Source organism: Flexivirga endophytica (assembly GCF_014640635.1).
GTDB lineage: Bacteria > Actinomycetota > Actinomycetes > Actinomycetales > Dermatophilaceae > Flexivirga > Flexivirga endophytica.
This window is the reverse complement of record NZ_BMHI01000003.1, coordinates 151,560-166,189: the sequence shown is the minus strand read 5'-3', so window position 1 is coordinate 166,189 and position 14,630 is coordinate 151,560. Positions and strand designations below refer to the sequence as shown.

Genomic DNA, 14,630 nt, shown 5'->3' with positions numbered 1-14,630 from the left:
AGGGTTCCGGACTTCCGGCGACCGGCTCGACATACCTCCGCCGATCGGTGGAGGACGCAGTGTCCGGAAAGTGGAGTCGAGGCGTCGGTGGCTGGCCTTACAGTGCGGTCATGAACACCGAATCCGCGTCACAGTGGTGGCGATCGCCACGACTGCGGAGCGGTGTCGTGTCCGGGCTGATCGTGATGCTCTGCGTAGGCACTCAGATCACCACGTCGACATACGCGCAGTACCGAACTCAGGCGATCACCGACCAGGCGACGGCCGATGCGACCGAGTCATCCGGCCTCTTCATCCTGCTCGGCTTGGTCGGGATCGTCGCGGCGGTTGCGCTCGTCTGGCGGCACCGTTGGCCGGTGTGGATCTTGCTGAGCATCAGCGCGTTGACAGTGGCATTGCCGCTGGATGCGATCACGCCGTTGTTCGCCCTGTATGCCGTCGTGCTGGCCGTGTCCGGCCCGTGGCTCTGGGCGAGCATCGCGCTCGCCACCGCCGCCGAGTTCGCGAGTGTATGGCGCGATGGCACCGGCACCCAGGTCTCGTCGTGGGCCCGCAGCATGTTCTCGATGGAGGACGGTGCCGCCTTTCCGTGGTGGCTCATGGTGCTCGAGACCGTGGTCTTCGTCGCGGTGACGGTCGGGCTGGCGATGCTGGTCCGCAGCCGGAAAGCGTTGCGGGCCAGCGAGGTCAAGGAGGTGCGCAGCGAGACCAAACTGCATGCCTTGGGGGAGGAAGTCGCTCGCCAGGCCGAGCGGGAGCGTATCGCCCGTGAGGTGCACGACGTGCTCGGTCACCGGCTGTCGCTGCTGTCGCTGCACGCGTCGGGGCTCGAGCTGGCCGCCGACGACCCGAAGCTCGTCAAGAGCGCGGCGCTGGTCCGCGAGGGCGCCCAGGAGTCCATGGCCGACCTGCGCTCGTTGCTCGCGGTGTTGCGGCAGCCGAGCGATCCCGACATCAGCCAGACGCTGCCGTCCCTGATCGACCTGCCGCAGCTGATCGACGAGTCGCTTGCCGCCGGGAGCCCGGTGGCCGCCGCGGTCTTCCTCGACCGGGGCGCCGAGTTGCACGACCAGGTCAGTCGCGCGGCCTATCGGATCACCCAGGAGTTGCTCACCAATGCGCGTCGGCACGCGCCCGGTGCTCCGGTGCGGCTGCAGATCGACGGTGGCCCGGACCGCGGCGTGCAGATCAGCACCGCCAACCGCGCGCCCGACCCGACCGACCGCGCGATCCGGCCCGGCAACGGCCTGACCGGCATGCACGAGCGCGTGCAGCAGGCCGGTGGCGAGTCCTGGGTCTGGGTCGACGATGAAGGAGCCTTCCGCACACTGGTGCGGTTGCCGTGGCACTCGAGAGGAACAAGTCGGTGACTGACGTTGAGGTGCAGCCGATCCGGGTACTCCTGGTCGACGACGACCCCTTTGTGTATTCCGCGATGGAGCTGATCTTCTCCACGGTCGACGACATCCAGATCGTGAGCGCTGTGAGTGATGGAGACCAGGCCGTGGCCGCCGTGCAGCGGCATTTCCCGGACGTGGTGCTGCTCGACGTGCGTATGGCGCGACTCGATGGCATCGCCGCCACGAAGGCGCTGTGTGCCCTTCCCAACCCGCCGCGAGTGCTGGTGATGACGACCTTTGACATGGACGACGTCGTCATGCGCGCGATTGACGCTGGCGCGGCGGGATTCATGCTGAAGACCTCGGGCTCCGAAATCATCACGGCGGTGCGCAATGTGCATGCCGGTGCCGGCGTGCTGTCACCACAGAGCGTGCCGCAGGTTTTCGCGCAGATCGGTGACACCGGCGCGGAGCGCGCCGCAGCACGCGCGGCGATTGCGGCGCTCACCGATCGGGAGCGGGACGTCGTGCGGCTGGTCGGTGAGGGACTGAGCAACCAGCAGATCGGCGCTGCCCTGTATGTCGGGGAGGCGACCGTCAAGTCGCATCTCTCCTCGGCGCAGCGCAAACTCGGGGTCGAGGGGCGGGTGCGACTGGCAGTGGTCGCATCGCGTGCCGGGCTGGCCTGACCACATCCACAATGCTTGACCGATGAAAGGTTGCCTCTTATCTCATATTCTAATGTTCTTACGAATATAGGAGACGAGATGACAGGGAAGACCGAAGTGGACGAGTCGCGCGCCGGCTGGGGCGACCTGTTCGGCAAGGAGAGCCGGGCGCCGGTCATCGTGTTGGCCGGCGGCGTACTGCTCTTCGCGACGAACGTCTACGTGACCACGAGCCTGCTGCCGAACGCGATCGCTGACATCGGGGGAGCCGACCTCTACTCGTGGACTATGACGGCGTTCCTGGTCGCATCGGTGATCAGTTCGATGCTCGTCAACAACACTCTTGCCCGCTGGGGTGCGCGAGCCAGCTATCTCGGCGGCTTCCTCGGTTTCGCGGCCGGCAGCGCGGTGGCGTCCCTGGCCCCGACGATGCCGGTGCTGCTCGTCGGCCGAGCCGTCCAGGGGCTGTCGGCCGGCCTGCTCGCGGGCCTGGCCTTCACCGTGATCAGGATGGTGCTCCCGCCGCGCCTCTGGCAGCGGTCGATCGCCCTGCTCTCCGCGATGTGGGGCGTGGGCAACGTTTTCGGGCCGGTGATCGGTGGTGTGTTCGCCGAACTCGGCATGTGGCGTGCGGCATTCGGCGTGCTGGCGGTCGGGGCGCTGCTGCTGTCGGCGCTCGCCGGGCGGACCCTTCCCGCGCATGCCCGGACGGAGACGGCCCCGCAGCGGGTGCCGGGGTTCGCGCTGGCTCTGCTGTCGGCCGGGGCGGCCGCTGTGAGCATCGCCTCGATCGTGCACGGGCTGGCGACCGGCATCCTCATCGGAGTCGGACTGCTGCTGGTGGGCGGCTTCGTCCTCCGGGAGCGCTCGGCGACGGTGACCGTCCTGCCCGCAATGACCTATCGCGGGCGGTCGCCGCTGCGCTGGGTGTATGCCGCCATCGTCATACTCGCGTTCGTCTCGACGATCGAGACGTTCCTCCCACTCTTCGGACAGCGCATCGGTGGCATGTCGCCGCTCGGTGCCGGGCTGTTGGGCGCGGCACTGTCCTGGGGGTGGAGCCTGGGCTCGATCCTGAACGGCGGTGTGACGCGGCCGAGCATCACCCGGGTCGTGCGCATCGCCGGACCGGCGACGCTCGGGGTGGGTCTCCTGCTGTACGGCACACTGCAGACCGAGCACCCGGGCGACGTCGTCATCGCGGGGTGGTTCCTTGCCCTGGTGATTGCCGGATCGGGCATCGGTATGGCGTTCGCGCATTGGGTCCCGTCGGCACTGCGCGTCAGCGAGGACGAGCAGGTGGCGAGCAAGGCGTCCGCGGGCATCAACACCAGCCAGCTGATCGCGACCGCCTACGGATCAGCCTCCGCAGGGGTCTTGGTGTCGGTCGGCGGCCCGTGTGTGCTCGGTTCGGCACATGCGCTCAGCTTCGTCTTCGCGGCTGTTGCCCTGATCGGGATCCCGATCGCGATCCGGGCGCTGCGCTCCGAGCAGCGGTGGCACGCCCAGGCCTCGGCGGACATGCCGCCGAAGGTGCCGGCTCGCGCGTAATACCCTCGAGGCCAGCGCCGAAGGAGTCGGAACATGACAGATACCCGCACCTATCTCGAACTCGATGACGCCGGCGTCTACGAGCAGCTGGCCAAAGTCGGGAAAGCCTTGTCGAACCCGCTGCGACTCCGGCTGCTGGATCTGCTGGAACAAGGTGAATACACGGTCGAGGACCTCGCCGCCGCGGCGCACGCACCTGTGAAGAACACCTCCGCGCAGTTGCAGCAGCTGCGTGCTGCACAGCTCGTGAGCGCGCGTCGTGACGGCGTACGCGTCCACTACCGGCTCGCAGGAAAAAACGTGTCGCGCTTCCTGCAGCGCCTGCAGGACTTCGGGGAGGAGTCGCTGGCCGGCGTCCGCGACGAGATCGAGCAGTTGCGCGAGGCAGGCATGGAGCGCATCGATGTGGGCGAGCTCAAGCGACGGCTCCGAGAAGGGACGGTGACGCTCGTCGATGTGCGCAGCGCGCAGGAGTTCGGCCGCGGGCATGTTCCGGGTGCGATCTCGATCCCGGCGGAGGAACTGCGGCGTCGCCTCGATGAGTTGCCGTTGGACCACGATCTCGTCGCTTACTGCGAAGGGCCGTACTGCTTCGCGTCGGAGCGCGCCGTCGCGCAGCTGAGCTCACTCGGAGTCCCGGCGTACGCGGTCGATGGCGGCCTGGTCCGCTGGGTGCGTTCGGGCGGGACGCTGGCGTAGTCGACCGTATGACGGAGGGCGCCACCGCGAACGGTGGCGCCCTCCGTCATACGACATCCAAAGACAGTGGCCAGAGACGGGGTCGAACCGCCGACCTAGCGATTTTCAGTCGCTCGCTCTACCAACTGAGCTATCTGGCCCTGAGGCTTGTGCTGTATCTCTCCCAACTTCCTTGCGGAAAAAGGGATGGCGACCCCGACGGGACTCGAACCCGCGACCTCCGCCGTGACAGGGCGGCGCGCTAACCAACTGCGCTACGGGGCCTTGCGGCCTTCTTGCATCCTGCATCATCACTCGAGAGTGATGCGTATCCCCAACGGGATTCGAACCCGTGCTACCGCCGTGAAAGGGCGGGGTCCTAGGCCGCTAGACGATGGGGACTTACGGCCTCGGCGACCAGTCCTCAAGCGTTAGCCACCTCGGCTGGTGTCGAGGACTAGACGACTATAAGGGAGCGTCGGCCGATCCGCCAAAACGGGGTGCTCAACTGCCCGCGGCCCAGTCGATCAGCTGCTGCTTCGGCCAGGTGTTGACGATCCGCTCGAGCGGAATCTCGAGCCGCTGCGCGCGCTCGCAGCCGTACTCCACGAAGTCCAGTTGCCCCGGCGCGTGGGCGTCGCTGTCGATCGAGAATAGGCAGCCGGCGTCGAGCGCGAGGACGATCAGGTCGTCCGGTGGGTCCTGGCGTTCGGGACGAGAGTTGATCTCGACCGCGACGTCGTGCGCGGCGCATTCGGCGAAGACGGCCTCGGCGTCGAAGCTGGACTGGTCACGCCGCAGTGCCTTGCCGCGGCGCTCACCGTCGACCATCCGGCCGGTGCAGTGGCCCAGGATGTTGGTGCGCGGGTTGCGGACCGCCCCGATCATCCGCTTCGTCATCGCCGACTTGGCCATCTTGAGCTTGGAGTGGACGGACGCGACCCGGACGTCGAGCCTGTCGAGCATCGCATCGGTCTGATCGAGCGTGCCGTCGTCCAGAATGTCGACCTCGATGCCCTTCAGCAATGTGAAGTCACCGGTGCGCTCGTTGATCCGGTCGATGAGCGCCAACTGCTTGGAAAGGCGTTCCGCGCTGAGGCCGTTCGCGACGCGTAAGGACGGCGAGTGATCGGTGAGCACCTGATATTCGTGCCCCAGTTCCATTGCGGTGGCGACCATCTCGGGGATCGGCGAACCCCCGTCACTCCAGTCCGAGTGACTGTGGCAGTCGCCGCGCAGTGCATCGCGGTATTGCTCGCCGCCCTCGATGAGCCGCACGGGCGACTTCTCCTCCAGGCTCGTCAGGTATGCCGGACGATCGCCCGCCAGCGCCTCGCGGATCACCGCTTCGGTGGACTTCCCGATGCCTGGTAGATCGTGCAGGGTGCCGTTGTCGGCTCGCTGCTCGAGCACCTCGCGCGCGGTGCCGACCACGGTGTCCGCGGCCTGGCGGAACGCCTTGACACGGTAGGTCCCGGCGCGGGAACGCTCCAAGAGGAAGGCGATCCGGCGCAGGGCATCGATCGGCTCGATGGGCTCGTCGTGCGACATACGACCAGCTTGCCGGATGGCGGTAGGCGGGTGTCCCGAAGGGCCGACGGTCGTGATGTCGGGACGGGCTCTGGGCCGGTGGGTGTCCCGAAGGGCCGACGGTCGTGATGTCGGGACGGGCTCTGGGCCGGTGGGTGTCCCGAAGGGCCGACGGTCGTGATGTCGGGACGGATTGTGGAGTCTCGTACGCTCTGCACCGTGCGGATCTGGATCGAAGTGCCCCTCCTCGTCGCCGGGGTCGCGTGGGCGTGGTGGGTGCGGCGGCGCATGCAACAAAGCCAGCTGCAGTGGCTGATCCGCGGCGCGGGCGACAGCACCGCGAAGGCTCGAACTCTTACCGTGAGCAGTCAGCTGGCCGCCGTGGTCCTCGCGGTCATACTGCTCGCCGTCGCGCTCTGGGCGGAGCAGGCACACCGACTCTTCTGGGTGCGAATCCCGTTGGCATTGCTGGTGATCTCGGTCTACGTCCCCTTCGCGACACAGCTCGCCCCGGTCCGTGTCCGCCTCGGGAAGCTCCGGCGTTCACCGCAGCAGCGGATGGTGGAGCTGGGGGCACGCCCCCCGATCGCCGAGGCGATCGCACGCTCGGGACGGCCGTTCGCGTTCGTCGGATCGCTGATCTTCCTCGCTGCCATCACCGTGATCGCCTGGCACCACGTGCGCTGAGGATCGACTCAATAGGCTTGCCACATGTCGTATCTCGTCGAGGTCGAGAATGCATTCCGCGCACAGCAGGGATTGGTGTCGAGCGTACGGTCGGCGGAGGGGCTGCCGTCGCTCGACGGTCCGGACGGCCGCCGTGCCTACGTGCTTCGGGTAGGGCTGGGCTTCATCGACGAGGAAGTCGGCAACGAGTCGGGCCGCGGCGTCAACAGTGACGTCGTATCGCTCGTGCTCGAGGAGGAGACGCAACGTCTGGCAGCGCAGTCATGGACGTCTCTGTTCAGCTTCCGCCCGTCCCTGGAACGAGTGGCTCGGCACCTGCACGATTCGCTCGTGTCCCGCTGGGGGTCGCTGGCCTACGTCGAGATCGTGGATACTGCCGCTGGTCTGACGGTGCGCTACCAGTCTGACTGACACGCTGTGTGGGCGTCGGTCCGGTGGATCAGCCGGCCGAGATGAGCCCCGCATAGCGATCGAGGTCGACGTTGCCGCCGGAGAGGATCACGCCGACCTTGGCGCCGGGCATGGTCGGCGCGAGCGTGCGCGCGGCGGCGAGCGCCAGCGCTCCGGTGGGTTCGACGACGAGCTTGCACGTGTGCGCGAGGGTCCGCATCGCTTCGACGAGTTCGTCATCGGTCACTCGCACGATGTCCTCCACGAGCTCCTGGATGATCGCGAAGGTCAGCTCGCCCAGAGCAGTGGTCTGCGCACCGTCGGCGAGCGTGTCCGGCACCGGGATCTGCACGATGCGCCCTGCGTCGAAGGATTGCTTGCCGTCGTCTCCCGCAGCCGGCTCAGCACCGAAAACGCTTGCCTGCGGCCGCATTCCGCGCGTGGCGACAGCCGTGCCGCTGAGCAGCCCGCCACCGCCGAGCGGAGCGATCACAGCGTCCAGATCCGGCACGTCCTGCAGCAGCTCGAGCGCGGCGGTGCCCTGCCCGGCGACGATGTGCGGGTGGTTGAACGGCGGTATGACGGTCCGCCCGTCGCGCTCGGCCAGCTCCGCAGCGATCGCGGCACGGTCCTCGGTGCGCCGGTCGTAGGGGACGACCTCCGCGCCATACCCCTTGGTGGCGGCGAGCTTGATCTGCGGTGCGTCCGTCGGCATCACGATCGTCGCCGGTATGCCGAGCAACCGCGCAGCGAGCGCGACGGCCTGCGCATGGTTGCCCGACGAGAACGCGACCACTCCCGCAGCACGTGCCTCGTCGTCGAGTCTGCTGAGCGCGTTGTAGGCGCCGCGGAACTTGAACGCGCCCATCCGCTGGAGGTTCTCGCACTTCAGGTGCAGCTCGATCCCCAGCTCGGAGTCCAGACGCGACGAGGTGACCACCGCCGTGCGGTGGGCCACGCCGTCCAGTGCGCGCGCGGCGTCCTGGACGTCGGCCAGCTCGACGGCGCTCATCGGGTGGCTTCGGGGCGGCCGTCCTGCGCGGTGCCGTCGGTGCCGTCGGTGCTGGCAGCAGGTCCGGCGACCGGCGGGGTCGCGCCGTTCGAGGACGGCAACGCCGGGTTGGCGGGCTTCGTCGTCGCGGACGGCTTCGTGCCGGCCGGCTTCGAACTGCCCGGCTGCGAGCTGCTCGGCTTGCCTGCCGTAGGTGCCTTCTTGCTGGACCGGTCCTGGACCGTCTTCACTGCGAACATCACCACGACGACGCCGACCGCCATCACGACGCGCGGGTGCTTCACGCCGTGCTTGACCAGGAAGGCCTCGACCTTGTCGTCGGCCTTCATCCCCAGCCCCGAGGTGACCAGCATCAGCCCGCCGCTGGCGGCGGCCATCACGTCGCTGGCGCTGAGTGCCTTGTGCAGCGGGTGGTCGTCCGGCAGGTCGTCGCCCTGGACGACGAGGAACAGCGACCCGGCGGTGCCCGCCGTGTTGGCCCAGCGCAGTCCACGGCGGGCCCACTTCGGGAAGCGCGCAGGACGGATCAGGGTCATGGCACCGGCCGCCGCGGCCGATGCGAGGTTGAGAGCTGTGGTCTGCTTCGAGGACGCCATGGGAAAACCCTAGAGCGTGCCGGTCGCCGTCACCCGGGTGCCGTCGGACCTCGTCATACGGGTCTCAGGCGGCGTCGGTGGGGACCGGGAGGTCCTCGACCGGTGTGACGGCCTCAGCTGCAGCATGTGCCCGACGCAGCACCGGCCCGGCGAGCGCGGCGAGCACGCAGGCGAGTCCGCCCGCGGTGACGGTCACTGCGAAGGACGCGGTCGCGCCCGACAGGTCGCCCAGGCGTCCGGCGACGGCGGCGCCCACGGCATACCCGAGCCCGGTGGCGGCGGCCAGCAATGTCATGGCCGCACCTGTGCGTGACGGCGGTGTGAGCTGCTCGCCAAGCGTGAAGGTGGTGATCATGTATGGCGCCACGCAGCACCCCAGCACGATGAGCACCGGGCACAGCAACGCGAGGGAGTGGACCAGCAGCAGTGGTGTCGCCAGCACGAAGAGTCCGGTTGCGGTCACGCGCCACCGGGTGACGTAGCCGATCCGGGCCGGCAGGGCCGCCATACTCAGGCCGGCGGCGACGCTGCCGATGCCGAGCAGCGCCTGGACCAGACCCGCGACACCGGCGTGGCCGGCGGCGGTCGCGATGACGGTGGTTCCGGTCTGCACCGAGCCGAAGATCATCCCGATGATCAGTTGGGCGAGCATCAGCGTCGCCAGCGCAGGTGTCAGGAACCGTCCCGCGGCGGCGACGCCGGTGCGTGACGAACGCAGCCGCGCCGTCGGATGTATGGCGAACCAGGTGCCGAAGATCGCCAGCAGGGCTGCGGCGGTGCAGATGCCGACACCGGGATCGACCACGGCGGCGATCGAGCCGACCAGCGCGGGACCGAGCACGAACGACGCCTCGTCGGCCGAGCCCTCGTAGGAGAACGCCGTGTCGATCAGCCGCGGCGACGACCCCGGCTTCCCGCTGGAGGAGATGATCGGCCGCCACCGGACGCGGGCCAGCGGGCCGGCCTGCGGGATGAAGAAGCCGCCGACCGCGGCTGCTCCCGCGGCCCACGGCCACGCGATGCCGCTCTCGGCGGCAACGACGACCGCGACGAGACCGACGGCACTGAGGACCGATTGGATGAGCACCACGGAGCGCTGACCGAACCGGTCCGAAGCGCCACCCAGCAAGGGGGAGCCGACGGCGTTGGCGACCGCGAGCGCGCCGGCGGTGGCACCGCCGGCGCCATAACTGCCGGTGGTGTGTGCGATGAGTAGGAGGACGCCCATCTGGCTCATGGCCAGCGGCAGCCGGGCGAGGAACGCCACGACGATGTAGGTGCGTCCGGTCAGCCCGAAGAGGTGGCGGTATGACGCAGCAGGTGACACGGGGTGGAACGCCTTTCGGAAGGGTCGGCAGAAAACAACGCGCGACTTCCCGCCTCCAGCCGCGCCAGACCCTTTGCTGAACAGGCCCCAGTTTACCGCTGTCGGGCGCCCGCCAATACCACGTGAGCATCCCGGATTGCGGCGCGGCACCTTTCGATTCACCGTGATCTTTGCGACGGTGGAGGCGGACATCCGTTCGGGCGGCGGTTTGTCCGGCAACTCGAGGGGAGTTGGGGAGCGTATGGCGACAGTCTCTCGGCGGGACGCGTTGACGGTGGGGGCGGCGGCAGGTGCCGCGGCGGTGTTAGGTGGGTGCGGCGTCACGGGTCTCCGCAGTGACGGTCCGGGCGCGAAAAGCACTGGCGGATCTACTGATTCGGGCACTCATGCGTCAGCGTCCGGATCCGGGTCGCCCTCGCGGGTCGTGCGGCTGATCGGGGACGGGTCGACCTCCGACACGGGGCCGCAGCCGCATCAGCCGACGCCGCACAAGCTGCGGCCCGGCCAGGCTCCGCCGCAGTTCGTGGTGATCTCCTGGGACGGCGCCGGCGAGATCAGCGGGCTCAACCTGCTGTCGCACTTCCGCGACGTGGCCCGTGACACCAATGCCTCGATGACCCTCTTCCTGTCCGGGCTGTTCCTGCTGCCACGCGACAAGAAGGACCTCTATCACCCGCCGCGGCACGACGTCGGTGCGTCGGACATCGGCTACCTCGAGGACGAGGACATCCACGCCACGATCGAGAACATCGGCGAGGCGTGGAAGGAGGGCCATGAGATCGGCACCCACTTCAACGGTCACTTCTGTGGTCCGACAGGAGTTGGCAAGTGGTCGCCGGCCGACTGGCTCAGCGAGATCGAGCAGGCGAAGTACTTCGTCGAACACTGGCGCACCACAACCGGTTTCACCGACCTGCCGCCGCTGCCGTTCGACTACGAGAAGGAGCTGGTCGGCGGCCGCACACCATGCCTGGAGGGTGGCGACGACCTGCGCGTCGCGGCGTCCAAGCTGGGCTGGCGCTACGACAGCAGCAAGACCGGCATCCAGATGTGGCCCTCCAAGGACCGCAACCTGTGGGACCTGTCGATGCAGTCGATCCCGTTCGCCGGGCACACCGGCCAGGTCATCTCGATGGACTACAACATCATGTACAACCAGACCGGCGGCACCACCCGCGGCAAGCCCTCGAAGCGCCCGCAGTGGCAGCAGGAAGCGGTCGACACCTACCTCGCGGGATTCAAGCGGGTCTACGACTCCAATCGCGCGCCGCTGATCATCGGCAACCACTTCGAGGGATGGAACGGCGGCATCTACATGACCGCTGTCGAGCAGGTGATGCGCAAGATCGCGACATACCCCGACGCACGCATCGTGTCCTTCCGGCAGCTCGTCGACTGGATCGAGGCGCAGGACCCGACGGTCCTGGCCAAGTTGCGCTCGGTGCCCTACGGCAGCAAGCCGATCGGCGGATGGGCGCAGTTCCTGGCAGGATGAGCGCTGCCGTCCTCAAGTCTGGAGAGTGCCTGTGCGGTCGTTCCACATCATCGCCAACCCGTTGTCCGGCGGTGGCCGGGCTGTTCGTGCCGCACGCGAGGTGGCCGCCGATCTCGGCGACGCCGGCGGTGCGGTCCGCATCACCTTCTCGCCGGGCATCGAGGCCGCCGACGGGCTGGTGCGCGACACCGCTGCGGCGGGGGAGACCGCCGTCGTGGTGGGAGGTGACGGCATGGTCAGCTCGATGGCCGGGCCGTTGCACAAGTACGACCTGACCGCGGCGATCATCCCGAGCGGCCGCGGCAACGACTTCGCCAGGCAGCTCGGCATACCCGAGAACGTCCACGACGCAGCGCGATTGGCGGCCGGCGGGGTGGAGACCAAGGTCGACGCGATCGACGTCGCGGACCGGGTCGTCGTCGGCAGCGTCTACGCCGGTGTCGACTCGCGGGTCTCCGAGCTGGTCAACTCCAGCTCAGGTCGGTTGCCGTCCGGAGCGCAATATCAGCTCGCGTCGGTCCGCGGCCTCCTGCAGTTCAGCCCGCGCGACTACCGGGTCCAGGTCGACGACGAGGTCTTCGAATACCGCGGATTCACTGCGATAGCAGCCAATTCCGGCTACTACGGCAAGGGCATGCACATCGCTCCGGACGCCGACGTGTCCGACGGGCTGCTCGACGTGGTGATGGTCGGAGCGGGCAGCCGGCTGAAGTTCGTGCGCTCCCTCCCGCAGCTCTACCGCGGCACCCACCTGAAGAACCCCGAGGTGAGCGTCGCGCGCGGAGCCGAGGTGCGCATCGAGGCCGACGGCGTCGAGGCGTATGCCGACGGCGAGCCCCTGGCCCCGGCGCCCGTCACCGCCCGGGTGCTGCCCGGCGCGCTGCGGCTGTTGTTGAATGGCTGAACAGCCACCCATCACCGCGAAGGACTCCGCATGACTGCCAAGGGATATTGGATCTGCCGCGTGCAGGTGCACGACGACGAGGGCTATGCGGAGTATGTCGCCGCGGCCAATCCTGTCTACTCCGCCCACGGCGGCACACCGATCGTGCGGGGCGGGCAGTACGAAGGCGTCGAGGGCAGTTCCCGGCCACGCAACGTGGTGATCGAGTTTCCGTCTTACCGAGCGGCGCTGGACTGCTACAACTCGCCGGAGTATGTCGCGGCCCGGGCGATACGGCAGCGGGTCGCCGAGGCCGACATCGTCGTGGTCGAGGGTCCCGAGAGCAGTTAGTCGGACGCCCTAGGCACCGCAGCCGAGCGCCTGACGCATCGGCACCAGCTTGGCGTCCGACTCACCTAGCTCTGACTCCGGCTCGGAGCCGGCGACGATCCCGCATCCGGCGAAAAGCCGCATCTGGGAAGGGGTTTCGAGCTCGCCGCAACGTAACGCGATGCCCCACTCACCGTCACCGGCGGCGTCCAGCCAGCCGACCGGCCCGGCATACCGGCCGCGGTCCATCTGCTCCAGCTCGGCGATGAGGTCGCGCGCGGCCAGTGTCGGCGTGCCGCACACGGCGGCCGACGGATGCAGGGACGCGGCCAGCGTGAGGGAGGACACGTCCTCGTGCAGCACGCCCGCGACGTCGGTCGCCAGATGCATGACGTTGGGCAGGTGCAGCACGAATGGCGACTCGGGCACGTTCATCGACGAACAGTGCGGCGACATCGCGTCCGCGACCGAGCGCACCGCGTATTCGTGCTCCTCCAGGTCCTTGCTCGAGCGGGCCAGCGACGCGGCCAGCGCCAGGTCGTGCTCGTCGTCGCCGGTGCGCCGGATGGTGCCGGCCAGGACCCGCGAGGTGACCAGGCCCTTCTGCCGGCGCAACAGCATCTCCGGAGTCGCGCCGATGAGCCCGTCGACGCTGTAGGTCCAGGTGTTGGGGTAGGAGTCGGACAGATTGCGCAGCAGATAGCGCGGATCGATGTCGGTCTCGGAGCGGATCACCACGTCCCGGGCCATCACGACCTTGTCGAGTGCCCCTGACTGGATCCGGCCGACCGCCGCGCCGACCGCCGCAGTCCACTCCGCGTCGGTCAGCGAACCGTGGGTGACCTCGGAAACCTTTGGCGCCTGGGGGATTTCGCCACTCTGCAGCTTCGGGGTGCTGGGCAACTCGGCGGCGGTGCTGGTGGTGGTGACCCACGCGACACCGTTGCGGCGTCCGATGACGATCGCCGGCACGTGCAGCACGCCGCCCGCGTCGGACGCGGCGGCGAACGCGAACGAACCGACCGCGATGAGCCCGGCGCCGGGCAGGTCGACCTCGGCGCGTACGACGGACTGGCGCACGATGCCCCGCCACCACTGCTCGGCGTCGGCGAAGCGTGCCGTTCCCTGCGTCTGGATGGCGGTGGCGGTGCCCCACCCGACGAAACCGTCCCCTTCACGCAGCCAACTCACCGGCGCTTCGGCATCGGCGGGGATCAAGGAGACGAGATCACCCGGGTCCGGAATGCGCATCGAGCGCACCACCAGAGCCGGTTCGGTTTGCGGCAACGGCATGGTCACGACCGGTCACCTTACGCCCGAGTCATCAGCCGGTGGCCGACCGCGTCGTGTCGGCATACGGACAACGATGGGGAACAATGTCGCCTATGAATCGTGCGAGCCTCGACAAGCAGCCACGTGACGTGGCCAAGATGTTCGACCAGGTGGCGGCCCGCTACGACATCACCAACGACGTGATGGCGATGGGCCAGAACCGCCGGTGGCGCAAGGTCGTGGTCGAGTCGGTGGCTCCCCGCCCGGGCGACCTTATCCTCGACATCGCCGCCGGCACCGGCACCAGCAGCGAGCCGTTCGAGCGGCTCGGCGCTCGCGTCGTGCCGGCCGACTTCTCGCTCGGCATGCTTCGCAAGGGCAAGCAGATGCGCCCCGAGATGGCGTTCACCGCCGCCGATGCCATGCAGCTGCCCTTCGCCGACGGGGTCTTCGACGCGGTCACGATGTCGTTCGGCTTCCGCAACGTCCAGTCGCCCGAGGAGACGCTTCGCGAGTTCCGCCGGGTCACCAAACCGGGCGGGAAGGTGCTGATCTGCGAGTTCTCCACGCCGACCAACCCGGCCTTCCGCAAGGTCTACAGCGAGTACCTCATGAGCGCGCTGCCGCGGGTCGCTCGCAAGGTCGGCTCCAACGCCGACTCCTACGTCTATCTGGCCGAGTCCATCCAGGCCTGGCCCGACCAGGCGGGCATCGCCTCGTTGATGCAGGACGCGGGCTGGTCGAAGGTCGAATGGCGCGACCTGACCGGCGGCGTCGTCGCCCTGCACCGCGCCACGAAACCGATCACGATGTGAGGACAGCGGATTAGGTCCGCCTAAGTAGGTTCGCTGACCCGGCTGGGAATACAGTG

Annotated in this window: 15 protein-coding genes and 3 tRNA genes; 10 read left to right on the top strand and 8 right to left on the bottom strand. The window is 68.4% G+C overall.

Annotated elements, in window-relative coordinates; genetic code table 11:
- Positions 1–110: 110 nt before the first annotated feature.
- From IEX71_RS09400 to IEX71_RS09385, 4 genes are all read left to right on the top strand, one after another.
- Positions 111–1,370, top strand: coding sequence for a sensor histidine kinase (locus IEX71_RS09400; protein WP_188836762.1), 1,260 nt, complete (start codon positions 111–113; stop codon positions 1,368–1,370).
- Positions 1,367–2,029 (top strand): response regulator transcription factor, encoded by a 663-nt coding sequence (locus tag IEX71_RS09395; RefSeq protein ID WP_229749614.1) that lies wholly within the window; start codon positions 1,367–1,369, stop codon positions 2,027–2,029. The genes IEX71_RS09400 and IEX71_RS09395 overlap by 4 nt, the downstream gene beginning before the upstream one ends.
- 78 nt (positions 2,030–2,107) lie before the next feature.
- On the top strand, positions 2,108–3,559 hold the full coding sequence (locus IEX71_RS09390) for an MFS transporter (RefSeq protein ID WP_188836761.1): 1,452 nt from the start codon (positions 2,108–2,110) through the stop codon (positions 3,557–3,559).
- Positions 3,560–3,592: 33 nt separating this feature from the next.
- Entirely contained in the window at positions 3,593–4,258 is a 666-nt protein-coding gene (locus tag IEX71_RS09385; protein WP_188836760.1) for an ArsR/SmtB family transcription factor, read from the top strand.
- Between the two features lie 67 nt (positions 4,259–4,325).
- On the opposite strand, the gene IEX71_RS09380 is transcribed toward IEX71_RS09385, so the two are convergent.
- From IEX71_RS09380 to IEX71_RS09365, 4 genes are all read right to left on the bottom strand, one after another.
- Positions 4,326–4,398, bottom strand: a tRNA-Phe gene (locus IEX71_RS09380).
- A gap of 47 nt (positions 4,399–4,445) precedes the next feature.
- Positions 4,446–4,522: transfer RNA gene (locus tag IEX71_RS09375), tRNA-Asp, on the bottom strand.
- A gap of 44 nt (positions 4,523–4,566) precedes the next feature.
- A tRNA-Glu gene (locus IEX71_RS09370) sits at positions 4,567–4,639 on the bottom strand.
- A 102-nt stretch (positions 4,640–4,741) separates the two neighbouring features.
- Positions 4,742–5,788, bottom strand: a complete 1,047-nt coding sequence (locus IEX71_RS09365; protein ID WP_188836759.1) for a PHP domain-containing protein — start codon at positions 5,786–5,788, stop codon at positions 4,742–4,744.
- Between the two features lie 198 nt (positions 5,789–5,986).
- On the opposite strand from IEX71_RS09365, the gene IEX71_RS09360 reads away from it, so the two are divergent.
- The gene (locus IEX71_RS09360; RefSeq protein ID WP_188836758.1) at positions 5,987–6,454 is read left to right on the top strand and encodes a hypothetical protein; all 468 of its coding nucleotides are present in this window, start codon (positions 5,987–5,989) and stop codon (positions 6,452–6,454) included.
- A 24-nt stretch (positions 6,455–6,478) separates the two neighbouring features.
- On the top strand, positions 6,479–6,865 hold the full coding sequence (locus IEX71_RS09355) for a hypothetical protein (protein WP_188836757.1): 387 nt from the start codon (positions 6,479–6,481) through the stop codon (positions 6,863–6,865).
- Between the two features lie 28 nt (positions 6,866–6,893).
- Here the strand turns inward: IEX71_RS09355 and IEX71_RS09350 are convergent, their stop codons facing one another.
- From IEX71_RS09350 to IEX71_RS09340, 3 genes are all read right to left on the bottom strand, one after another.
- The gene (locus IEX71_RS09350; protein ID WP_188836756.1) at positions 6,894–7,856 is read right to left on the bottom strand and encodes a threo-3-hydroxy-L-aspartate ammonia-lyase; all 963 of its coding nucleotides are present in this window, start codon (positions 7,854–7,856) and stop codon (positions 6,894–6,896) included.
- Positions 7,853–8,452 (bottom strand): hypothetical protein, encoded by a 600-nt coding sequence (locus tag IEX71_RS09345; protein ID WP_188836755.1) that lies wholly within the window; start codon positions 8,450–8,452, stop codon positions 7,853–7,855. The genes IEX71_RS09350 and IEX71_RS09345 overlap by 4 nt, the downstream gene beginning before the upstream one ends.
- Before the next feature lie 64 nt (positions 8,453–8,516).
- Positions 8,517–9,779: an MFS transporter gene (locus tag IEX71_RS09340; protein ID WP_188836754.1), complete on the bottom strand. Its 1,263-nt coding sequence runs from the start codon at positions 9,777–9,779 to the stop codon at positions 8,517–8,519.
- A gap of 424 nt (positions 9,780–10,203) precedes the next feature.
- Here IEX71_RS09340 and IEX71_RS09335 point away from each other — a divergent pair, with 424 nt between their 5' ends.
- The 3 genes from IEX71_RS09335 to IEX71_RS09325 are packed head-to-tail and all read left to right on the top strand — an operon-like array spanning position 10,204 to position 12,508.
- Positions 10,204–11,274, top strand: a complete 1,071-nt coding sequence (locus tag IEX71_RS09335; protein ID WP_229749613.1) for a polysaccharide deacetylase family protein — start codon at positions 10,204–10,206, stop codon at positions 11,272–11,274.
- 25 nt (positions 11,275–11,299) lie between these two features.
- Positions 11,300–12,178, top strand: coding sequence for a diacylglycerol/lipid kinase family protein (locus IEX71_RS09330; protein WP_229749612.1), 879 nt, complete (start codon positions 11,300–11,302; stop codon positions 12,176–12,178).
- A 30-nt stretch (positions 12,179–12,208) separates the two neighbouring features.
- Entirely contained in the window at positions 12,209–12,508 is a 300-nt protein-coding gene (locus IEX71_RS09325) for a DUF1330 domain-containing protein (protein WP_188836752.1), read from the top strand.
- A 9-nt stretch (positions 12,509–12,517) separates the two neighbouring features.
- Here the strand turns inward: IEX71_RS09325 and IEX71_RS09320 are convergent, their stop codons facing one another.
- Positions 12,518–13,780, bottom strand: a complete 1,263-nt coding sequence (locus IEX71_RS09320; protein WP_188836751.1) for an isochorismate synthase — start codon at positions 13,778–13,780, stop codon at positions 12,518–12,520.
- A gap of 92 nt (positions 13,781–13,872) precedes the next feature.
- Between IEX71_RS09320 and IEX71_RS09315 the strand changes: the two genes are divergently transcribed.
- On the top strand, positions 13,873–14,574 hold the full coding sequence (locus tag IEX71_RS09315) for a demethylmenaquinone methyltransferase (protein WP_188836750.1): 702 nt from the start codon (positions 13,873–13,875) through the stop codon (positions 14,572–14,574).
- Positions 14,575–14,630 lie beyond the last annotated feature (56 nt).